Genomic DNA, 21,839 nt, shown 5'->3' with positions numbered 1-21,839 from the left:
CAGAAACTGAGACTTGTTGCTCAACTCCACTTGTTGGGAGTCAGCAAAAGGCCAGGCGATTAATGATGTACGCGAGTAAAGCGACCTGAAAGATTCGGCCATGCGTCATGGTCCCGGAAGTTTCATCAGCTTCGAAATAGAGGATCTTGAGGTCAGGTCTGAGCAGGGACTCGAGTCCCTCAAGGTGGGGCTCGAGCGCTTGCGGCTCGATCCACTTGCCGTTCGCCTGAAGGCAACGAACAGCAACGACTGATCCTTCGCAGCCGGCACACGGTTGGCAGAGAAGACGAGAAACGATTCGTCGGGTGCCACGGCCACATCGTAGCCTGGATGGGCTCCGTCGCTGATCGATAGCGGGACGGGTGCCTCGAGACCACCGCTCTCGACCTGCGCGCGATAGACGTGACTCTTCCTGCTCACCAGGTCCTGCTGGTTGAAGTAGATGCTGCCATTGCCTTGGATCAGCGTTCAGAAAGAAGATCGGCAACAAGGCCGCATTGCTGTTTCACCTTCGCAAGGGACGCTGGGGGAGTAAGAACGAAGTGACGAAGAACCCCTGGCATGGGATGAGCGACATCCTGCGCATGGCAAGTGGTACCTCCGATAGCCCCCTCTAATCACCCTGCTCTGACATCCATATTGGGCATGACATCCGCCATAACGTCGAGTAGATATCTCGTGTCCTGGCCAAGTTACGGGGCGATGGAATCGAGATCAGCACTGAGGTACTTGCCGGGCACCGAAGGAATGTTATTTGCACTTTCCCGGCGCCGACAAGACCGCAAGCAAACCTACTCATCGCGCCGCGATAGCGTAGAGCTTCGAACGGCAGTGACACGGCGAGTTCTCCGGCAATATCGATGGCATAGATCATTTGCGCCCGAGTGGGCGGATGTGCTTTTGTTCCAGCGACTGGCTATGGGACGCCTGTTCTGCCAGACCTGCCTCTAGCCCAGCCACCCGACTCGGTCAGGCGACGATTCTTGCGCTGTCGGCAGTACGAAACGGCGTTTTCGAGCAACGACGGTTTGGCGCCCGCGTCGAGGCTGCAACCGCGTTGCGACCAAAACTTTGCCTCGCGTCGCTCGGCTCGGGCACTTAATTGCCAGCTATTGCACTTAGTGTAATAAGGTCATTCTCGATCTACCTGCATGCGAAAGACGACGCGCGCCACACCAGTACGACGAGAACGCGATACGGCGCCTCGCCGCAAAAATTAGTGATATGTCATCACTGTTGGCAAGCGCTCAAACTAGACGTAATGCGATAGGCATTGGGGCGACGGCGAATCAGGCCTTCCATCGGCAACGGTCAAACGTATTCGGGGGCGATTCTGACCGAGGCTTAGGGATCACCGCCTGCTTGATTTTGCAGCGGCGATCGCGAGTTGTTGTGCGGCTGACCAAGCCAAAGCGGAGCCCGAGTTAAGCGACTGCTGCAGATGGCGCTTTATAGCAAAAGCTCATGCATAGCCTTTCTGCCGGAAGCCGCTGATGCGGACCATAGGCACGCTGATTCGCACATCCCCTTCGGTGAATCCAGCGAGCCACGGAGCATCAACGTAAGGCGAGTTATTCGGCTCAAGGGGTGGCTTTCCGCGTACTGCGGAGTGCCGACACTGCCGACGCTGCGTTCACTTGAAGCATCCCGTTGGAGAGTTTGCTGCTGCGTAGCAGAAGATCGTGGACCTCGCGCGCATCGAGGTTTGGTGCGAGAGATAGCAATAAAGCGACAATCCCGCTCACATGCGCAGCCGCCATCGAGGATCCGGAAGTGAAGTCATACCCACCGCCCGGCTGGGTCGTCAAAATGTCGTTTCCTGGCGCGCTCAAAATGCCAGGCGGGGCTGATGATGCATCACTTACGCGAACGACAATGACCCCTGGCGTATTTGCGGGAAATCCGTCGACGGTCCCGTCCGGCGGCATCGCGGTGATCACGATGCGGCCTTGGCCGAGCAACTTGGCGAGCAGCAAATTGAGAAGCGGATCTGGAGGTCCCCCCAGGCTCAGATTGATGATACGGGTATCCGTATCAAGGACTGCAGCCAGCGCTTTGGCGAGCGTGAGGGAATTGCAGCGTGCGCCTTCGTTTGGGGCTGGCGAATACCAGCATGCCCTGTAGACGCTGAGCAACGCTTTGGGCGCCATCCCTACAATCCCCTGGCGATTGTCGGCGTTTGCGGCGATGACACCCGCGACTTCGGTGCCGTGGCTGTCGTGATCGAACGCCGCCGCATCGTCATCGACCAGGTTGTGCACATCGCGAATGCGTCCCTGAAGATCGAGATGCGTTACGTCGACACCCGTATCGACGATCGCGATATGGACCTCGTTGCCCTGAGTGAGGTTGTGCGCGAGGGCGGCATCGGTTTCCACGAAACCGCGTTGAAGATTGACGTAAGGATCGTTGTACTGGCGTGCGTCCCCGGATTTCTCCGCATAGACGGCAAAGTCGTGCAACGGTTGCGCGAGTTGCACTCTATCGTCCTTGGCGAGCGCTTTGAGCAAGGCCTCCTGGGTCATGCCGGGAGGCGGCTCGAACACGACGCAGTACACGTCGAGGGCCTTGATCGGCCAGCCGGTGACCTCGCGCAATCCATAGTTCTTCTTCAACGCCACCAGCGTGGAGGCCGCGCGCTGACCGGCGCCGATATACCTTGAGGCGGTACAGCCCAGCAAACTGGAGCTGGCGTTCCTAGAGGGCGATTGAAGCGGGTTGGCAACAGCCAGCTCGATGTCTCGCTGGCTGTCCTTGGCGGACACGCTGGTGACGAATGCACGGCTGGGATTGGCGTGATTGTCCGCAAGCGCCATAGGACGCGAGGACGCGCATGCGCTCAACGCCGCGGATGCGACAAGCATGAGGAACCCGTATTTCATGAGCTGACAGCGACGGGCTCTGCCAGGCGGATGCCTCGAGTGGCGCGCAGCCGCTGCAATCCGGCATTCGCGTCGATCGAAATATCCGTAGGCAGCGACATGGCATGCCGCAAGCGACTTTGTTGCGCGAGATCCATGCGGCACGGCTCGCAGTGCGCCAGGTGATCTTCCAGCCATTCGCCTTGTTCTTGGGTGGAGTACCCCGGCGAGGTATCGATGCGGCCTGACTTTGATCCGGAGGGGGTGATGCTCCGTCATGGCAGCTAATTGTTCATGACGTACGAAACCCCACCGTGGAAACGGGCAGAGCCACACCGAAGTGAACTTTCCCTGATTCATATCGCCGACCGTGGTATGGGGTGGCTGGCCGCGCTTCATGGATCTGGCAGCGCGTTTCGAACGGATACGGGCCCGACGCAGTTCAACGTGGAGTGTAACTGGGACTGATTGCGCCGGGGCGGCCAGACGAACCTTCCATCCTTGGCTCGCTGCTGGGTCAGCAAGAAGCATGGTTCGTACAACAGCTCCATTTTTCAGCGCGCCGAACGGGGAGCGCAATCATCGCATCTTGTTTCCCGGGTTTGACCTCCAGCAAATTGATCAAAATATCCATCACCAGCAGAGACAGTGGCAGTGCCGTAGCCAAGGCCTGGGTGTGCTGGCCGGACCAAAACGTCTGAAGCTCGTCCGTCAGAAGCTCGAGAGCGAGGATTGCCCAGGCATTATCAAACCCGCAAGGGTCGTCATCGGCCAGAAGCTGTCATTCGTCAGAATGATGCGAGTCGCATACCTATTCCACCTACAAGCTATGCTGCTGATCGATGCAACGGGGCTTAAGTTCGGAGCATTGGGACACACGTAGTCTTCGCAAAGGCGGTTCAAGCAATTCACGGGAGGCGAACCATGGCACTCGATGACGTCACACGCGACGAATTGCAAGGAATTATCGCGCAGCTGAAAGAGTCCCTGTACAACCACCAGCAGTGGCATAGCGCATTGATCCGCGCGCTCATTTGCAAGCTGCCGGGCGACAAGCACGACATCGGCATCAATGCTCACACCGAATGCCGCTTCGGTCAGTGGTACTACAGTAAGGCACCCGAAAAAATAAGCACACATCCGGGATATATCGCCCTAGGTGATGAGCATCAACGACTGCATCATATGGCCAGGTTGTTGCTTATCGCTGCCAATGCCAACAGCGTCATCAGTACCCTCGACTACGACAATTTTGCCAACGCACTGGAGCGGATGCGGCTTGAAATATTTGCGCTGGAGCGCGAGCTGGAAAATACCCTTTTCAATCACGACTCGCTGACCGGCGCGATCACCCGTTTCGGCATATTGCCTACCCTGCGTGAACAACAGGAGCTGGTGAAGCGTCACGCCCAGCTTTGCTACATTGCCATGATGGATCTGGACAACTTCAAGGCTATCAACGATCTCCATGGGCACGCCGCGGGCGACATAGTTCTGACCCAGTCGGTACGCTACCTGATCAAGCATCTGCGTCCCTACGACAAAGTGTTTCGTTATGGCGGGGAGGAGTTTCTGCTGTGCTTGCCCTACACCGAACTGATGTCCGGCCATGACAGGGTAATGAAACTCAATGAGGGGCTTGCGTCATTGGAAATAGACGTCGGTGAAAAAGAGCCCATCCACATCACTGCCTCTTTTGGCCTGACGCTGCTCGACCCCGAACTTCCGGTTGAAACATCCATAGATCGTGCGGACAAGGCCCTGTATGCGGCCAAGGCAGCAGGGCGGAATTGCCTGAAGATTTGGGATTCATCGATGTAAACAAAGGCGAGTCGTGGCTCTGACGATGGAGGTGTGGTCCATCATGGATGGATGCTCTCTGAGTCGCCGGCCGACATGGCGGTATGGCTCCCTAGATGCAGCAAGGCACTCAGTTGGTAGCGAGGCGAACGTATGCAGGCTCTTTGGACCTGGCCGCAGTGACCTTACGGGGACTCAGTGCCTAGTTTTCCACACACTAAAACGGATGGCGACGGTGCTTCTGGTCATAGCGTTGCATTTGAAAACGGTGCCGGCCGCTTCCGCGAATAAGTTTGAAAGTTTCCGCTTCAGGCCGAAAGCGAACCTGCTCAATACATCACCGACATCCAGTCGTGAGCTTCCAAAAAGGCGATGAAATCGTCAATTCCTTCCGGCGACAGGTCAAACCGAACGCGATAGCCGCCCTTTGGATGTTTATCGATGATCTCGACATCATTGGTGCCGGGGGCCGTGGTCAGCGTATAGAAAAGCTCCGCGCGCTCCGCATCCGCATGAACGGTTTCGTTGCGGCGCCTCATCATGAGCCAATGGTATTGCCGCATACCTCCCCCTGTGTGCAGCATTGATGCCCGCTATGGTGATGATGCCCGCTATGGTGATCTTCGACGTTCGCAGCTTGCGCGGTCTTCATCGACCCCGCAAGGGCCCTCATCGATCGCGAGCTGCCAGTCGCAGCTTCAACAAAGTTGCCGAATAGCAGTCGTTGGAAGCTTGCCTCGTTGGTGCTTGCAGCAGCGCGCGGAAGCCCCATTCCAGCGTCCGCTGTGTCCGGCCATACCGCTTATGGTTAGCCGGACGCAGCTCCGCGAAATTCTTTCTACATCATGGTGTTGTGCTACCGTTAGCGGTGTCCATCGCGAGATGTATAACCGGACCAACGGGTCCGTATATTCAATAGTTATGCAACACAAACCACATGTCTTCGATCCTTGCGAAATTACACAGATCACTGAGACTGATGTCGGTCTGCGGAGCGATAGGAGCGTTGGTTAATTTCCTGATCTTCGTCGCACCGTTCCTGCTAATTGACGGTCAACGCAGCCAAGCGTGGTTACGTGCGTACGGATCGGAACAAGGGGTGTACTTTGTTTGTGTAACTATTCTGCTAGGCGCACTTGCCTTTCCATTCGCAAGAAAGTTACCGGCGTCCTGATCCTAGTAAGGTGGTGGGTGCCTAACCAATCGTTCAAGGCGGACGCCACCGCCGCCGCTTAACTCCAGCGTTAGGCGTCTGCGGCGCCGCCTTCAAATGCCGCGTAACGGACAGAGGTCATCACATGAAGATGCTACTTACAGTCGCAATCCCACATGAGCCTTTCAACTCCCTTGTCAGAAGCGGAAAGGCGGGCGAGATCATTGGACGTATCCTCGAAGCAATCAAGCCTGAGGCTGCTTACTTCACGGAGGAAGACGGAACACGCGGCGGAGTCTTCGTAGTTGATGTGCTGAATCCGTCAGATGTGCCCGCGCTTGCAGAACCCTTCTTTCTCAACTTCCAAGCGAACTGCAAGTTTCGCATTCTGATGAGCCCGGAGGATTTGCAAAAAGCTGGCCTGGAGGCTATCGGCAAGAAGTGGGCGTGAGGTCCGCCTGGCCCTTCCATCGAGCGGACTGGCCTATGGCCAGCCGCTCATGTCAAACGTTGAAGACGCACCCTCCCGAAAGCAGCCACTCGCGAGCGGCTGCGATGGGTCGAATGCTGCCATCCCCTACCCCCGATAACACCGACTAATCGCCCCATGACCATCAGCCAGCTTAGCCGCCCGAATCCGGGCCGGCAGTCTTCTGGGTAATGCGGATCACGACGAACTCGGCCGGATACACCGGCGCCAGTCCGATGTCGATATACAGCAGTCCCGTCATGCGCGTCTCAGGCGGATTGTTGGAAGCGTCGCAAGTGACGAAGAAGGCCTCACTCGCTGTGGCGCCGAGCAGTCCGCCCTGCTGCCACAGCGTGGTGAGGAAGGCGGCGATGTCGCGCGTCACCGCCGACCACAAAGCCTGGTCGTTCGACTCGAACACCACCCATTGCAGGCTGTTCTTCAGGCTCTGCTCGACGTAGATGAAGAGGCGACGCACGCTCAGGTAGGCCCATTGCGGGTCCTGCGAGACGGTGCGCGCGCCGTAGATGACGTTGCCGTAATTGATCAGGTTGCGCAACGCGTTGATGCCTTGGGGGTTGAGCTGATCCTGATCGCTATCGGTGAGCTGGCGCTCCAGCGCCGCCACGGTGCGCATGGCGCCGTCGCTCACGCCTGCCGGCGATTGCCATACGCCGATCGCGCTGTCGGTGTAGGCGTAGCGGCCGAGCACCGGGCCCGAGGGCGGGATCGGCACGTTGCTATTGGAAAGCGGATTGAAGATCCAGGCCCATGGGTAGTAGAGCGAGCCGTAGCTGGAGTCGATCGGCGGTTGCGGCGCCTGCCCGCTGGGCTGGCCCGTGCCCAACTTGAACGCGACGATCTGCTGCACGTTCTGTCCAAACGGCGGGTCGGCCACATAGAACAGGTTCGTCAATTCCTGACACAGGGCCAGGCCTTGGTTGATCACCGTGGATTGCTTGGTCAAATCCACCTTGCCGTTGGCGTCGGTGATCGCCGCGGTTTCCGGCTGGGCCAGCAGGCTCAAGCCCTGGATCGTCTTGAGAGAGTCCTGCGCGGTCTCGAAATCCAGCTCACCGCTGCTTCCTCCCGTGAACGCCATCGGCGTACCCGTGTTGCTCGGACGCGTGGTGGGACTGCCCGGCTGGGTGACGCGCACGAACATCGATTGCGCATTGATGCGCGCCGCGAAATCCGGCCCCGCGTTGGTGAAGCCGGTGAAGGTTTCCAGCACGTAATAAGTGGTAGCGCCGGTGCCGAGAACCGTCGGCGCGAGGCCGTTCTGGCTGACATAGTCGACCAGCAGCTGCAGGGCGAAGTTGTCTGTGCCGGCCTTGACGACGTTGTCGATCAAGGCCGCCGGTACCACCACCTGGAAATTGAACACGGGTGTCTGCGGCGGAGGGGTGTTGTCCTCGGTCCTCTGCGTGGCGTTGTTGCTGATGCAGTACATAAGGGACGCCCCCCAGATGCCTTTGGTGGCAGCGACCAGTTTGGCGGTGTCGACGCTAGCTGCCGCAGCACTGCTCTTGCTGTCATCCAGGCGCACCACGTAGCAGGCCGACCCACCCTCCTGGAAGAACTCGTACACCGCCCACGCATTGAAGCCCATCCAAACCAGTCCACCGAACTGGCGCGTGTAGGCATTCCAGCTGGTGATCAAGGTCGGCGTGTTGACCGGACCCGCGTCGGTGATGCCGAGAAAAACCGCCACGGATGTTGAAGCGCCCTGGATGGAGCGCGCGCCCGGAATCTCCTGGATGTAGATGCCTGGGTGTTGATAAGTGGCCACGGTCCTGGTTCCTCTTCCGACGAATGAATTAGTGCGGCGCAGCGGCGCGTTGGCGGCAGCAATGCGATGTCTTGCACACAGCCTCCTGCAGCCATGTCCGCGACAGTCCCTGTGGACCACGCCTTCTATACACGCATTAGTTTTCCCCTTGGCAACTTTCTGCACTTTGCCTGTACAAAAGGTTTGCGCCGCGCGATAGCAGCCAAGCTGCTGTCTGAATAGCACATCCGTCGCCCCTTCATGCGTGCCCCCGGCGCCACGGGATGCCGCGAGCCTCGCTCAGCAACGGTGGCAAAGACGGTTCTGGCTAGGCATCCCCGAAAACAGGTCGGATCCCCATTCGGCATGACCTTGGAACAGGTCGACACGCTCAACCGGCTGATCTGTGGCCCATCGCGATGTGATGATCGCCAGTCATGAGGCCGAGTTCGCCGATCACACGCTGTCGGTGCTGGGCGATGCCATCCAGTGCGTTTGCCTGTTGCAGAACGCCAGCTTGTTGACGAATCATTGCCCGCACGGCTGACCAGGTTCGCCGCATAACTTGACCGGCATCGCCAACGACTGTCAGGGTCAGGTTCATTTACTGCCGTGAGAAAGTGAACCTGGAGCTACCCGCTTTTCTTGGACAAGAGCTAGCATCTGAACTGGCCGCTTGAGGTAATCGCCATGTCTGTGGACAAGGCTCCAAGCAAAACAAGGCAAGAAAAGCATACAAGTTCATTGAAGCGCATCGGGACGAGTCCAGCCTGTTTCGATCATGGCCATTCAGGCCTTGAGCGGTGCTTCGGGGTGGCGATGCGTTGCGTCGTAACGAGCGCAACCCTCTTCTGCAACCAAGCATGGTCCAATGATTTCAATGAGCAGAAGGCCAATCTCATTCGAGAAGGTGTAACTCCGACCTTGCTCTACGATGGAAGCGTTGCTTCAGATACCGCAGGAGGCACACGGACGGGCACGGCATACGTCGGCAATCTTCGGTTGCAGCTTACTTTGGATGGCAAGCAACTGTTCCGAGCGCCAGGTTGGACAGGTTTTTTCCAGGTACTGTCAATACACGGGGGGCAGCCGAGTAACTTCATTGGGGACGCCCAAGGCGTTAATAGCTACTCAGCGAAGTCAGCCTTACGACTGTATGAAGCGTGGGGCCAATACAGTTCACCAAACGGACGATGGTCGTTTCTGGCTGGTCGATATGATCTCAGTTCGGAGTTCTATCGCCTCGCGTCCAGCGGCCTCTTTTTGAACAGTTCTTTCGGCACCGGTCCCGAGTTATCGCAGAGCGGCATCGGAGGCCCATCCATCTTTCCCGATACCTCGATCGGGACCAGGATCACCTACAAGCCGACGCCGGGCATTCTGATCCGCACGGCGATCATGGACGGCGCGCCGGCCAATCGAGTCAACGGCGAGACACGATTTCCTGGGCAAGATAAGGGCCTGCTGCTTGTATCGGAGATCGCTTTCCTGACTCGCCCAGAGTCGGGGGATGCGCATGGCATTGCCAAGTATCGAGTGGGTCGAGGTGCGAACTTTCCCGCCTACGAGGACAAGGTTGCACTGGGAGCATGGCACTACACCGGCACCTTTCGCGATCTCAGTCTCGTTAGCACCCAAGGGACTCCCTTGCAGCACGAAGGCAGCAGTGGCGCTTATGTACTGGTGGACCGAACCCTATTTAGGGCGGTCGCGAATCCCAAGTCACGGGTATCTGGTTTCCTGCAATACGGCGTTGGCGATGGGCGGGTCAATCGGATCGGTTCGTATATGGCCGTCGGCCTCGCCGCCTCTGGATTATTGGCGAGCAGACCGGACGATGAGTTTGGTATCGCCATCAACTCTGCACGAAACGGATCGCACTACATCAACTCTCAGGACGCCATGACAGTCCCAGTAACACGTACTGAAACCGCTATTGAGGCCACCTACCTTGCGCAAGTGAACTCGTGGTTCGCGGTGCAGCCCGATATCCAGTATGTGGTTCATCCAGGCACGACCCCGGCAAGGGCAAATGCAACCGTTCTCCAAATCCATTTTCAACTGATGTTGTAGCGCGACGCGATACGTGGCTTAGCCCCTCGGGTGCTAGCGCCTTTTTGATCCTTTCGATCCAGCGGTTAAAATCGGCCAGCGCAGCTCAACCATCTCACCTATGCCGCGGCACTAAAGCGCGTCATGGCACCGGCGAGTTCCGACACGACACACAACGCGTCGAGCACCACCCCTTCATCAAAAGGGTTCCTGGTGCACCGACAGGTTGCGGATATTGCTGCGTTTCTGTTGACGTCTACGCGAAGGCGGCGATGCAACCTGCAGTTGCACCGATAGAGCATAGGCAACTGCGCAGAATTGCCTAGCCACGCAAGCAAACCTTCAGGTCAGAAATGAACCGGAGATGCCGTGTCACGCCATTTTCTCGACCGGGCAGCCGCATCTCACCTTTTTGGGTACTGCCAAGTCTGCAACAGGATGGTAAATCTTGGGCCTGCTGCCGTGGAACGGCTGAAGTTCCATGCGGCCCGGTTATGTGAGTGCACCCTGCCCTCCCCTATTTCACCAACCACTCCGCACAGGACGTTCCACCATGACTGGTTACAGCGGGTCATCGCCTCAACTCTCCAAGCGCACACTCTTTGCCATGGCTCTGGCCGCTGGCCTGGCCGTTGCCAACATTTACTACAACCAGCCGATGCTGGATCTTATGAGTCACAGCTTGGGCGATGCTCGCGTCAGCGCTTGGATCCCGACGCTTACCCAATTGGGATACGCAGCGGGTCTCTTGTTTCTCTTGCCGTTGGGCGACATGTTTGAACGTCGCCGGCTCATTGTCGTGCAGTTTCTGGTTCTGGCGGTTGCGTTGATCCTCGCCGCTGCCGCGCCCGGGCTTGCGGCACTCGCTGTAGCGTCGGTACTAGTGGGAGCGGCCGCTACCGTCGCGCAGCAGATCGTGCCGTTCGCCACCATTCTTGCTGCGCCGGAAAAGCGCGGCGCGGCCATCGGCACCGTCATGAGCGGCTTGCTGACGGGCATTTTGCTCAGTCGAACGCTCGCGGGCCTGATCTCCAGCATGTCGGGGTGGCGATCGATGTTCTGGCTCGCGGTACCCGTTGCCATGATAGGAGCCATCCTCATGCAGCGCTCGTTGCCCGCGCACCGTCCTCGACACCCGCTGCGTTATGGTGAGCTCATGGCCTCGCTTGGCAAGCTCTGGACCGGCGAGTCCGCGCTCAGGCGAGCCGCAATGACGCAGGCATTACTGTTTGCATCGTTCTCGGCATTCTGGACCATCCTTGCGCTTCGCCTGGCGCAGCCACCACTGAACCTGGGTGCTGCCGTGGCTGGCCTGTTCGGCATCGTGGGGGCCGTTGGTGTGGCGATGGCTCCCGTTGCCGGGCGCGTCGCTGACCGCAAAGGGCCTGCGCCGGTCATCGCTCTTGGCGCTGCCACGACCATCTTCGCTTGGATCATTTTCGCTTTCATACCAAGTCTGTGGGGCTTGATCGTCGGCGTCATCGTGCTGGATTTCGGCGTGCAGATCGCCCTGGTTTCCAACCAGCACCTGATCTATGGCATCCACCCCGAGTTCAAGAGCCGTCTCAATACACTTTTCATGACGACCATGTTTGTCGGTGGCGCCTTAGGCTCATTCGCCGCATCGTGGGCGTGGAGGCAATATGGCTGGACAGGCGTATCCGTGCTTGGTGGCGTCTTGCCCATCGGCGCGCTGGCCATGAGCCTGCTGCACTGGCGCCCGTCGCGTATCGCGGGTGTGGCGGAGTGAGCGCAATGCCCACGAATCTGCGCGTCGGGATCGTAGGAGGTTCGGTCGGCGGACTCTTCACAGGTGTCCTCCTCCATCGGCAAGGGTACCAAGTCACGGTCATAGAGCGCGCTCGTCACGGCTTGGCCCGGCGAGGCGCCGGGTTGGTGGTACAGGAACAGGTCAGGCGCATTCTTGGACAAGTGGACCGACCTGATCTGGCCGAGGTGGGTGTCTGGACAAACGAGCGCATCGTCCTTGACCGCCGCGGCGAGGTGATCAGTCGCGAACATCGACCGCAGATGCAGATGTCTTGGGACCTTCTCTATGACGGCTTCCGAAAGTTGCTTCCAGAACAGTTGTATCTGACAGGGGCAGCGGTTGAATACGTAGAACGTTCTGAACAGAGAGCCCAGGTCTCGTTAATCGACGGCAGCACCCAGGCGTTCGACGTACTCATCGGGGCGGACGGGCAAGGTTCGACCGTGCGCAACTATGTCAATGGTGACGGCTCGCAAGGCATTCTCCCGAACTACGCCGGCTACGTTGCCTGGCGCGGCCTGGTGCCGGAAGAAGCGATGCCGGAGCAGGCGAAGGCCCAACTGTTCGAACGCATGGCCTTTCATTTTGGCGAAGGGATACATGCGCTCGGCTACCTCATCCCAGGCTCGGATGGTCAAACAAGGCCCGGAGAGCGGCGCTACAACTGGGTCTGGTATCGAACGATGCCTTTCGAGAAGCTGCGCGATTTACTGGAACGCGCTGGGCGCGCCAGCGCCTTGTCACTTGGGCCTGGCGAGTTGCCTGAGGATATCCGCGATCAGTTGCGCGCCGACGCAAGCGCCCTACTCCCCCCCTCGTTTGCGGCAGCTGTTACCACGGAGGCGCAACCTTTCGTGCAACCCATCTATGATTACGAAACGCCTCGCATGATCAACCAGCGCTTGGCATTACTCGGAGATGCAGCATTCATTGCCCGGCCTCACACCGCCATGGGTGTTGCGAAAGCTGCAGGGGACGCCATGACCCTCGCTGCCGCTATGGCTGGCCGCTCCATCGACGAAGCGTTGGCTGCTTATGAGAAAGCTCGTACGGCGCAGGGACAAGCTGTCGTCGACTACGGCCGCAGCCTTGGTCGAAGCCTATCGCTAGTTCCTTGAGTGGTGAATGCATCGACCCGCGCAATTCCCTCAATGAAAAGCGCAGCAGAAAGGATCGTATACCGCTCATTCGCGGATTTACGCACGGGTATGGAGGAGTAGACGAGCGGATCGATCCGAAGCACCACATCGACGCCTACCGAAGAATGTCCACAGGGCGGCCATTCAGCACGATGTCGAGTCTCATATTCAGCCCCGGCATTGGTTCAGTGCGCCCTTATTCGTCGCAATGCCCTTCGAGGATGGCGCGAAGAAAATCGTCCAGCAGAGATTTCTTGCCAGCTTGCACCAGTTCATAGCCGGTCAAGCCATCAAGCTCCGCGATGTCTTCGCCAACAAACCACGCCATGGCTACGGTGGGATCGGGCTCGATGGCGAGGATGAGTTCCACCGTTTGCGCCCACTGCGCGAACGAAGGGGGTGTTCTCATGTCGTACAACCGCAAAGGTACAACATTAGCTTTTCGAGAAGGCCCCATGCTCAACTGATTGAATGCACTCTCTTGGTGCTTGATTGCCATAGCAGACCTTTAGCTGAATCCGGAGGACCGATGTCGCCCTATGAGAGCGACATCGTCTCCCACTAAAGCGAGAGTGCCTTGGCCACGCCCGCACCGTAGGCAGGGTCGGCCTTGCTGAAATGGCCCAGCTGACGACGGATGATTTCCTCCGGCACACCCTGCATGGCTGCGGCGATGTTGTTGAACAATTGCTGTTGCTGGTCCGCATTCATCAGACGGAACAGGTCGCCTGGTTGCGTGTAATCGTCGTTCCCCTGGCGATGGTCGTAGCGGTCTGCGTCGCCGGAAATCTTCAGCGGTGGCTCCTTGGTCGATTTGTCTTCGACCGGGCCGTTGAAGGAGTTGGGCTCGTAGTTCACGCTGCCGCCGCCATTAACGTCGAAGCGCATCTCCCCATCGCGGTAATAGTTATGCACTGGGCAGCGCGGACGGTTCACTTCCAGCGCCTCATGGTTGGTGCCCAGACGATAACGCGCTGCGTCGGCGTAGGAGAAGATGCGGAACTGCAGCATCTTGTCCGGGCTGTGGCTGATGCCAGGTACCACGTTGGCCGGTGAGAAGCTCGATTGCTCCACTTCGGCGTGGTAGTTTTCCGGGTTCTTGTTGAGCTCCATCACGCCCACTTCGATCAGCGGGTAATCCTTGTGCGGCCAAACCTTGGTGAGGTCGAACGGGTTGTACGGGGTTTTCTCGGCGTCCTTCTCCGGCATGATCTGTATGTACATGGTCCACTTCGGGAAGTCCTTGCGTTCGATGGCCTCGTAGAGATCGCGCTGGTGCGATTCGCGGTCATCGCCGATCACCTTGGCGGCATGCTCATTGGTCCAGTTCTCGATGCCCTGCTGGGTCTTGAAGTGGAACTTCACCCAGTAGCGCTCGTCCTGGTCATTCCAGAAGCTATAGGTATGACTACCGAAACCGTGCATATGGCGCAGGCTGGCGGGCAGGCCGCGATCACTCATCAGAGTGGTCACTTGGTGCAGCGATTCGGGTGAGAGCGACCAGAAATCCCACATGGCGGTGGCGCTGCGCATATTGGTGCGCGGGTCGCGCTTCTGGGTGTGGATGAAGTCGGGGAACTTGTACGGATCGCGCACGAAGAACACCGGCGTGTTGTTGCCCACCAAATCCCAGTTGCCTTCCTCGGTGTAGAACTTGATGGCGAAGCCGCGCACGTCTCGCTCAGCATCAGCGGCGCCGCGCTCGCCTGCCACGGTGGAGAAGCGCAGGAATAGCGGCGTCTCGCTACCCGGTTTGAATACTTTGGCTCGGCTGTACTTGGTGATGTCGTGGGTGATGGTGAGCGTACCGTGCGCTGCAGAGCCCTTGGCATGCACCACGCGCTCGGGGATGCGCTCGCGGTTGAAGTGGGCATGCTTCTCGAACAGTTGATGGTCCTGCACCAGCAAAGGGCCGCGCGGACCGGCGGTGAGGCTGTTCTGGTTGTCGGGAACCGGCGCGCCGGATGAGGTGGTGAGAGTGGCCAGCTTGGTGTTCATAGTGATTGTCCAAGTCGTCGATGATAGGCAAACGGGGGGAGTACTCCGCTCAGGTGGCATCAATATCACGGGATGAGCGCATAACACGCTTAAGACACGGCGTAGACTTCAATGCGCAATGAACGCCGTGTCTATCGGACATCGGCGAAGCTCAGGAAGGATGGATCATGTCCCGCGCGTAGGTGAGGCCGATGCCGTAACCACCACCATGCGCCTCTACGATGGCGCGCGCGCCATCGTATGTTTCGTGGAGCGTCCAGTCCCGTTGAAGCTCCAGCAAGACCTGTATCCATGAAGTAAGCGTCACGCCGGCGGTCTCCATCCGACGCAGCGCCAGTTGATGACTGGTGTCCGTCAGGCCACCGCAAGCATCCGCGATGACGAATACGTCGATTCCTTCGGCTTTCGCGGACAACGCGCAAAATGATACGCAAGCCTCTGTTAGCAACCCCGCGATAAGAAGACGTTTACGGCCGGTGGCGATAATGGCCGACCGGGCTGCCTCATCTTCCCACGCGTTCATGTTGCGTCGTTCGATAGGCCGCACGTCAGGTATGGCCGCCTGGATTTGCGGCATCAAGGGGCCACTGTAGACCTTGCTGGCCGACGTGCTGGCCACCACCGGCAGCTTGAATACGTTCGCCGTTTTCGCGACTGCGATGACATTGTCACGCAGAACCTGCCGATCGATGGAGCCCACACCGAATGCCAAGCCAGCTTGCAGGTCGACCAGCAGCAGAGCGCAGTCGGTGGGTGTAATGAGTGGCAAGGGACCGGTCATCTAGACTTCCTCGATACGTGGCCGAAATCATCGTCGAACATCTTGTGGCATGGCCTCACGGCTTACCCGCCGGCTCCCATACAAAGGCATCCCCGTTTTTCTTTACGTGCCCCATGCCAGGAAATGCCAAATGTGAACCCGCAATCCAGGTTCCACTACTAGCTGCCCGTGCAAGGGCCTTGTTGCGTTCTTGAGCCGCCGCCGGCTGATCGAAATCGAAGCGGATGGTGATCGCTGGCGCGGGGAACTGCACGTCTCCCACGTGGATCAAGTCACCCCAGAACACCAATTGCTGCCCCTGGCTCTTCAGCACGAACGAAGTGTGCCCTGGCGTATGCCCCACGGTGTCCGTCGCGACAATATCGGGCGCCACTTTTGCTCCCCCTGTGAAGGTCTTGAGTCGCCCCTTGTCGCGGTACGGCGACAGCGTCTTGGCGACGACGTCGAACGTGCCCCTCATCACCGGATCCACCTTGGGCGCATTGGACGGATCAGACCAGAAAGCAAGTTCCCTACGATCTACCCAGACTGTCGCGTTGGGAAAAGTGGGCGTTCCGCCATGCATCAATCCCGAGACGTGATCGATATGCAGGTGAGTCAACAACACCGCGTCGATCTTGGACGGATCGATGCCAGCTTTGGCCAAGCTCTTCCCGAGCTTGCCCAGACTGTCTCCGAGTTGATCGGCGGCGCCGGTGTCGATAAGCACCAACTTGCCCCCGGTCTTCACGAGATAAGCGTTGACTGAGGTGGTCACCACCTGGCCGTCGTGCGCGGACTGCAACAGCATCGGCAGACGTACCCCAGCGGGCGCGATCAGCAGCTGCGACGTATCCAATCCGAAGTCGCCGTCGGACAGCGCGATGACTTCATCCTGGCCCACCTTCAGGCGATAGGTGGCGCCGCCCACGGTCGATGCGGGCAACACGTCGGCGTGCGCGGAGGACGCGACCAACGCCAGGGCGAATCCGTACCGAGCCCATGGCGCCAGTCGTGAACACACACGGTCACCTCTGGAGAATCGTCGCGTCACTTTCATTTGGAAGTCCTAGGCGAAGCATCAACGGACTTCACTGCGTCCTCGATCACTGCCGCCACTTCCTTGGGATGTGACAACAAGGAGACGTGACTGGAGGCCAGGACCGTGGTCTTGGCATTCATCAGCTTTGCGGAGTCACGCTCAAGCTGGGGGCTAATGACGCGATCATTGGCGGAAACGATGTACCAGGACGGCCGGGTTTTCCACGCCGCGTCAGTAACCTTGTCGTTGAACGTGCTCGCCGCGAGCGGCCCTTGCGTCACGGCCATGACGGCGGACTCGGATGCCGGCAAATCCGGAGCAAAATCCTTCTGCACACCCTCGGCCGACAGGTAGAGGAAGCCGTGGCCATCGTCATGCACGGCTCCCAAGGCAGGCGGCTTGGGATAAGCGTTGACGAGCTCGCCACCCGCCTGGCCGTCCTTGTTGGCGAACGCGGCGACGTAGACCAGTGCGACCACCTTCGGATCTGTACCCGCCTCGGTGATGACCGTGCCGGCCCAGCTATGCCCCACCAACACCACCTTGCCTGGCGCGGAAGCCATGGTGCGCTTGGTCGCTGCCACATCGTCGGCAAGCGACGTCAGGGGATTCTGGACCACGAGTACATGCAACCCCTTTGCCTGCAGCAACGGAATCACCTTGCTCCAGCTCGAGCCGTCAGCCCACGCGCCGTGAACCAGTACAACGGTGGTATCCGAGATCGGTTTTTCCGCCACCTTTCCGGTAGCGAACGAAGTCAGTGAGACAATTGCCAGCATAAGTCCGGCAAACGAACGGCAATGGAAACGATGCATAGCAACTCCTCAATGGAATGGACAACAGGTGTCGCAGAAGACGTTGGTGGCTCGCCATTCACGCCTGGGTTCCTGCGGACATCAATATCGCCCCTGCATACCCGTGAAGCACATCCCGGATGAGGCAAATCATTTTCACCTTATCGAGTAGGTCCGCCTGCTGATGGATTCTGTTGATGGAACGAAGTGCGAGCGCGAACGCGCTCGTACCGTCGAGTTCATCCCGGTAGTCCACTGCGTCGAGCAGCGTCGATAGTCCGGGATCGCCGCGTCATTGAATCTCGAGTAGTCAAGGGCTACTTCCGCAGGCATATTTTCGCGAGCGACACCGATGACAGTGCGTCGTGCGTACCGCTCAGGGGGTACGCGTGTAGTTGGCCGGTATCCAGGTAAATCCTTGCCCTGCCCTTTGAATATGGCCGAGGCCGGGAAACGAAATGTGCGCCGCCGCTATCCAGTATCCCTTGCTTGCCGCCTCGGCGAAGGCGCGCTGGCGCGCCGACACGGCGGCGGCGCTATCGAAGTCGTACTTGATAGCGGCCTGCGGCTCGGCCAGCTGCACCGCGGCGACATGCACGGTATCGCCCCAGGCCAGAAGATGATCCTTTCCGCTCGAGACCAGGAACCATGTGTGACCCGGGGTATGCCCAGGAGCCGCGATCGCCCGAATACCTTCGACCACTTCCTGGTCTGGCTCAAATGGCTTGACCTGGCCGCTGGCGACATAGGGACCCAGTGAACTCTTGGCTCCCGCAAACATCGGCTGCAGAAGCTTCGGCACCCGGAATGCATTAGCTGGATTCAGCCAGAAATCCAGATCCGCTTTCGCAATATGAATCGTGGCATTCGGAAATGCCATGATGCCGTTCCGCATGAGACCACCCTCGTGATCAAGGTGCAGATGCGTAATCAGGATGTCGTCGACATCTTCGGGACGGTAACCCGCAGCGATCAGATTATCCGCAAGGTAACCGCCATCCTTGCCATAAAGAGGGCCCGCCCCGGTATCGATAAGAATCAGGTGCGAACCCGTATCGATGAGGAACGCATTGATCGAACCTTCTACGGGCGAACTGAGAAAATTGTCGGCCAGAATGGCGTCGACTTTGTCACGTTCGATGCCGGTAAACAGTTCATCCGCCTTGAACGGATGAGTCCCGTCGAGCAGAGCCGTGACCATGTCGTCGCCAAGGCGCAGACGATAGAAGCCACTCCCCTGCGTATCGCGCAAAGGCGATGCGGCATGGGCAGCCCCGGCAACCATACCCAGGCTCATGACAACAGCACGTAGTGATAACCGCAAACGCATTACACGCCCTCCCATCCTGCAAGAAAATCCACGAGCAGTCGATTAACGATCTCGGGCTGCTCTTCCTGGGGAAGATGCCCGCACTGGGCGATAGGTTCGGCACGCAAGTTCTCAGCCATGCCTCGCCACACTGCTGCCATATCAAAACTCCCGCCCACCGCCTCGAAGTCCTCGCCCCAGATCGACATGGTGGGACACCTGATCTTGATGTCGGCGTCCACCTCGTCCTGCCGGACATCTTCAGGCGCAGCGCGATAGTCGGCCATGGCTCCGCGAACCGCGCCTGGCGCCTTGTAAGCCTCCACGTAGGCATCGAAGTCGTTGTTGCGGATGGTCTGCGGGTCGTAACACCAGTCCGTAAAGAAATGCCTGAGCCATATGTCTTCCCGCCCGGCGATGAGTGCTTCTGGCAAATCCAGCACTTGGTGAAACAGGAAAAACCAGTAGGACTTGGCGATGTGGGCATTCATCGACTGAGCCACGATTCGCGTCGGAACGTTGTCCATGACGACAAGGCGCTTAACGCGATCGGGGTTGTCCTTAGTAAAGCGCGTAGCCACACGGGCTCCACGGTCGTGCCCCACCAGGGCGATGGGGCCGATATCCAGAGAATCCAATAGCGCTGACAGATCCGCCGCCATGGTGCGCTTGTCGTAGCCTGTCGCAGGTTTGTCGCTCTTTCCGTAGCCGCGAAGATCGGGCGCGATCACACGATAACGCTCCGCGAGCACTGGAATCTGGTGTCGCCATGCGTAATTGGTTTCGGGGAATCCATGCAGAAGCACGACAACCGGTCCCGCGCCCGCGTCGATGTAGTGCTGCCGGATGCCATTGGCTTTAAGGGTGTGGTGTCGAACAGCCATGATCGTTCCTGCCTGATGGGTAATGAATGAATCAGCGGTGTCGACCCGATGCCGCAATGGCGCGAAGAAGAGTCGCCCCGTCATGGCTATTAGCCATCAGGCGGGTTGAGTTGCGGGCTCCTCGGGAGCCGGGACGTCATAAGCGTTAAGTGTTATCGCCAGCATCGAGTAATAGCCGACGAGGTAAATCAACTCGTTGAGACCCGGCTGACCGAAATGCCGTTGCCCGGTTCGATACGCGAGATGTGAAAGTGCCTTCCCTTGACACAACGCACTAGCCAGGTCGTAGGCCAGTCTTTCGTCCTCATTGAGCGAGGTGGGCATCCGGCCGGCCGTTATGCTGACGAGCACCTCGTCGCTTACCCCGTGCTTGGTTCGAGCTACCGCCTCATGTGCGTACAACTCGTAATCAGCTGCGTAGGCCGCTCCGACTACGAGGATGAGAATTTGCCGAACGTTGTCGGGTAAGCGTGATGCGGCAGTCAGGGCCTTTGAAAGGCCCCACATGGCAGCGCCAATGGCGGGGTCGTGCAACCAGGCGTTCCATGGTCCAAGCAGCGCGCCATGGTCATCCACCGTCCGGAAGCTACTGTATTTCGCGCTGCTTCCCCGCCGCATATCCTCATAAAGCTGGCGCTGCTCGCCGGTGAGCTCGGCAGGCAAGATCGGAGGAAGTCTCACGGCAGGCTCTCCACTTCAGAGTAGGCAGGCACGTGGTGGCGCTTCGCGCGCTGCACTCATGCTGCGATCGGATACGTATTGAAGGTAGGCCCACGTGCGCATCACTGTCGACACACGATCGAGTAAGTCGTGTCGGCATATCTCAGGACAGGATGCTGCGGACTGGCGAGGTCATCCATTGGCGGCGCTGCGCGATATGAGGCGCGCCGATCCGCCTCCCCCGCCATCTTTAGCATCGATCCCGCTCAGGCTCTTCGGGCACTGGCTGACAGTGCCTGCTGAAATGACTCTGTCGTTTGATCAAAGTGTGAGACACCAACATCAAAGATCCAACGGCGAAGGCGATGAGCCGAGGCGAGACCCGACTCGGTCACTTTTTCCTGCGCGCCAATCACCGTGAGGACAGCCTTCATCATGGTCTGCGCCACACCGGAAATGGCTCGCCCATCAAATCCGGCATCAAGGAGGCTTGGAGCAAAAGCGCAGCTTGTGAAACGGTGCTGCATCGCCATTCGAACAGCGGTGGCCGCCGCCATGGCTGACACGCTTGGCGTCCAGGCATCAGGATCGCCGAGACCGATCACCAGGACGACCTGAGCCGGAATCGCAGGAGGGAGACGGTCGAGCAGCAAGGTTTCGAGGTAACTGCCGCGAAAGGCTCCGGACCGCCGGAGCGCAGACAACGCGCCACCCAGCGCCGCATCCAGATGCCGCATGCCTCCCGCCCATCCCGCATTGCCGATCTCGCGCTCGAACATGCAGGCGCACGAGAGATTCACCGGTGCTTCCGCGCCATCCCAGGCGGCCATCTCGATGGAAATGTCCTTCCATACGCCTATCTTTCGCTGCAGATTCATCGCACTCTTCTCTGACATCACTCATACCGCGCGTACTAGATAGATCTGTTTGCCAGCGACCGAATGGCGGCAGGAATGTCCACCCGAGTGGCCGTTTTCAGCAGGTAGGCGCCAGCCCCCATGACCAATGCGCGTTCTATGCGCGGATCGCTCATCGAGGAGGCAATGACAAGAATGCGCGCCGATGGATCTTCATCCATGATCGTGGCAATGGCTTTGAAGCCATCGGTGCCGCGCATCTCCAGGTCGATAAGCGTGACGTCGGGACGTAATTCGCGATAGCGACGTATGGATTCCGCCGCATCGCCCGCCTGGCCCGCGACGATCATCCGGTCATCGCCTTCGACCGCCGCAACGAGACCATCACGCATAATAGGATGGTCATCGACAATCAGAACACGAAGGCTTCCTTTATCGCGCACCACAGTTGCTCCTTCAGGCCCGCGGAGGCAAGGCACCGTCTTCGATGGCGGTCATTGGCGCTCCTTCGCAGAGGCG

At 58.9% G+C, this 21,839-nt stretch carries 21 protein-coding genes; 6 read left to right on the top strand and 15 right to left on the bottom strand.

Annotated elements, in window-relative coordinates:
• Positions 1-1,580: 1,580 nt before the first annotated feature.
• Together BUA26_RS13090 and BUA26_RS20605 are read right to left on the bottom strand one after the other, a co-directional pair.
• Positions 1,581-2,816, bottom strand: a complete 1,236-nt coding sequence (locus BUA26_RS13090) for a S8 family serine peptidase (protein ID WP_255368375.1) — start codon at positions 2,814-2,816, stop codon at positions 1,581-1,583.
• A gap of 62 nt (positions 2,817-2,878) precedes the next feature.
• Positions 2,879-3,019 carry a hypothetical protein gene (locus BUA26_RS20605; protein WP_218587821.1) on the bottom strand — a complete coding sequence of 47 codons (141 nt, stop codon included), beginning with the start codon at positions 3,017-3,019 and terminating at the stop codon, positions 2,879-2,881.
• Positions 3,020-3,390: 371 nt separating this feature from the next.
• On the opposite strand from BUA26_RS20605, the gene BUA26_RS20455 reads away from it, so the two are divergent.
• Together BUA26_RS20455 and BUA26_RS13080 are read left to right on the top strand one after the other, a co-directional pair.
• The gene (locus BUA26_RS20455; RefSeq protein WP_072761262.1) at positions 3,391-3,744 is read left to right on the top strand and encodes a hypothetical protein; all 354 of its coding nucleotides are present in this window, start codon (positions 3,391-3,393) and stop codon (positions 3,742-3,744) included.
• A gap of 41 nt (positions 3,745-3,785) precedes the next feature.
• A complete protein-coding gene (locus tag BUA26_RS13080) occupies positions 3,786-4,682 on the top strand; it encodes a diguanylate cyclase (protein WP_072761261.1) in 897 nt (298 codons plus the stop codon).
• Between the two features lie 308 nt (positions 4,683-4,990).
• On the opposite strand, the gene BUA26_RS13075 is transcribed toward BUA26_RS13080, so the two are convergent.
• Entirely contained in the window at positions 4,991-5,203 is a 213-nt protein-coding gene (locus BUA26_RS13075) for a hypothetical protein (RefSeq protein ID WP_143154270.1), read from the bottom strand.
• Positions 5,204-5,959: 756 nt separating this feature from the next.
• Between BUA26_RS13075 and BUA26_RS13070 the strand changes: the two genes are divergently transcribed.
• A complete protein-coding gene (locus BUA26_RS13070) occupies positions 5,960-6,265 on the top strand; it encodes a panthothenate synthetase (RefSeq protein WP_072761259.1) in 306 nt (101 codons plus the stop codon).
• Between the two features lie 172 nt (positions 6,266-6,437).
• Here the strand turns inward: BUA26_RS13070 and BUA26_RS13065 are convergent, their stop codons facing one another.
• Positions 6,438-8,075 (bottom strand): phage tail sheath family protein, encoded by a 1,638-nt coding sequence (locus BUA26_RS13065; RefSeq protein ID WP_072761258.1) that lies wholly within the window; start codon positions 8,073-8,075, stop codon positions 6,438-6,440.
• Between the two features lie 370 nt (positions 8,076-8,445).
• Positions 8,446-8,658 carry a hypothetical protein gene (locus BUA26_RS20145; RefSeq protein ID WP_143154269.1) on the bottom strand — a complete coding sequence of 71 codons (213 nt, stop codon included), beginning with the start codon at positions 8,656-8,658 and terminating at the stop codon, positions 8,446-8,448.
• An 86-nt stretch (positions 8,659-8,744) separates the two neighbouring features.
• Here BUA26_RS20145 and BUA26_RS13060 point away from each other — a divergent pair, with 86 nt between their 5' ends.
• The 3 genes from BUA26_RS13060 (at position 8,745) to BUA26_RS13050 (ending at position 12,995) form a co-directional block, all read left to right on the top strand.
• Positions 8,745-10,127: a carbohydrate porin gene (locus BUA26_RS13060; RefSeq protein ID WP_083573002.1), complete on the top strand. Its 1,383-nt coding sequence runs from the start codon at positions 8,745-8,747 to the stop codon at positions 10,125-10,127.
• Between the two features lie 532 nt (positions 10,128-10,659).
• Positions 10,660-11,856: an MFS transporter gene (locus BUA26_RS13055; protein ID WP_072761256.1), complete on the top strand. Its 1,197-nt coding sequence runs from the start codon at positions 10,660-10,662 to the stop codon at positions 11,854-11,856.
• A gap of 5 nt (positions 11,857-11,861) precedes the next feature.
• Positions 11,862-12,995, top strand: coding sequence for an FAD binding domain-containing protein (locus BUA26_RS13050; RefSeq protein ID WP_072761255.1), 1,134 nt, complete (start codon positions 11,862-11,864; stop codon positions 12,993-12,995).
• A gap of 217 nt (positions 12,996-13,212) precedes the next feature.
• Here BUA26_RS13050 and BUA26_RS13045 read toward each other — a convergent pair whose 3' ends face one another.
• The 10 genes from BUA26_RS13045 to BUA26_RS13000 form a co-directional block, all read right to left on the bottom strand.
• Positions 13,213-13,515: a hypothetical protein gene (locus tag BUA26_RS13045; protein WP_072761254.1), complete on the bottom strand. Its 303-nt coding sequence runs from the start codon at positions 13,513-13,515 to the stop codon at positions 13,213-13,215.
• A 62-nt stretch (positions 13,516-13,577) separates the two neighbouring features.
• Positions 13,578-15,014, bottom strand: coding sequence for a catalase (locus BUA26_RS13040; RefSeq protein ID WP_072761253.1), 1,437 nt, complete (start codon positions 15,012-15,014; stop codon positions 13,578-13,580).
• Positions 15,015-15,165: 151 nt separating this feature from the next.
• Positions 15,166-15,795: a hydrolase gene (locus BUA26_RS13035; RefSeq protein ID WP_072761252.1), complete on the bottom strand. Its 630-nt coding sequence runs from the start codon at positions 15,793-15,795 to the stop codon at positions 15,166-15,168.
• Positions 15,796-15,850: 55 nt separating this feature from the next.
• Positions 15,851-16,750, bottom strand: a complete 900-nt coding sequence (locus BUA26_RS13030; RefSeq protein ID WP_072761251.1) for an MBL fold metallo-hydrolase — start codon at positions 16,748-16,750, stop codon at positions 15,851-15,853.
• Positions 16,751-16,830: 80 nt separating this feature from the next.
• The gene (locus BUA26_RS13025) at positions 16,831-17,631 is read right to left on the bottom strand and encodes an alpha/beta hydrolase (protein WP_072761250.1); all 801 of its coding nucleotides are present in this window, start codon (positions 17,629-17,631) and stop codon (positions 16,831-16,833) included.
• A gap of 355 nt (positions 17,632-17,986) precedes the next feature.
• Positions 17,987-18,907, bottom strand: coding sequence for an MBL fold metallo-hydrolase (locus BUA26_RS13020; RefSeq protein ID WP_218587820.1), 921 nt, complete (start codon positions 18,905-18,907; stop codon positions 17,987-17,989).
• Between the two features lie 32 nt (positions 18,908-18,939).
• Complete coding sequence (locus BUA26_RS13015) at positions 18,940-19,887, bottom strand: alpha/beta fold hydrolase (protein ID WP_218587819.1); 948 nt, start codon at positions 19,885-19,887, stop codon at positions 18,940-18,942.
• Between the two features lie 12 nt (positions 19,888-19,899).
• The gene (locus tag BUA26_RS13010; protein ID WP_072761248.1) at positions 19,900-20,484 is read right to left on the bottom strand and encodes a carboxymuconolactone decarboxylase family protein; all 585 of its coding nucleotides are present in this window, start codon (positions 20,482-20,484) and stop codon (positions 19,900-19,902) included.
• Between the two features lie 245 nt (positions 20,485-20,729).
• Positions 20,730-21,341, bottom strand: coding sequence for a M17 family peptidase N-terminal domain-containing protein (locus BUA26_RS13005; protein WP_072761593.1), 612 nt, complete (start codon positions 21,339-21,341; stop codon positions 20,730-20,732).
• 35 nt (positions 21,342-21,376) lie between these two features.
• Positions 21,377-21,763, bottom strand: a complete 387-nt coding sequence (locus BUA26_RS13000; protein ID WP_255368327.1) for a response regulator — start codon at positions 21,761-21,763, stop codon at positions 21,377-21,379.
• Between the last annotated feature and the right edge of the window lie 76 nt (positions 21,764-21,839).

Origin of the sequence: Rhodanobacter sp. OK091 (assembly GCF_900142825.1) — a bacterium.
Classification (GTDB): Bacteria; Pseudomonadota; Gammaproteobacteria; order Xanthomonadales; family Rhodanobacteraceae; genus Rhodanobacter.
This window is presented reverse-complemented; position numbering and strand designations above follow the sequence as displayed.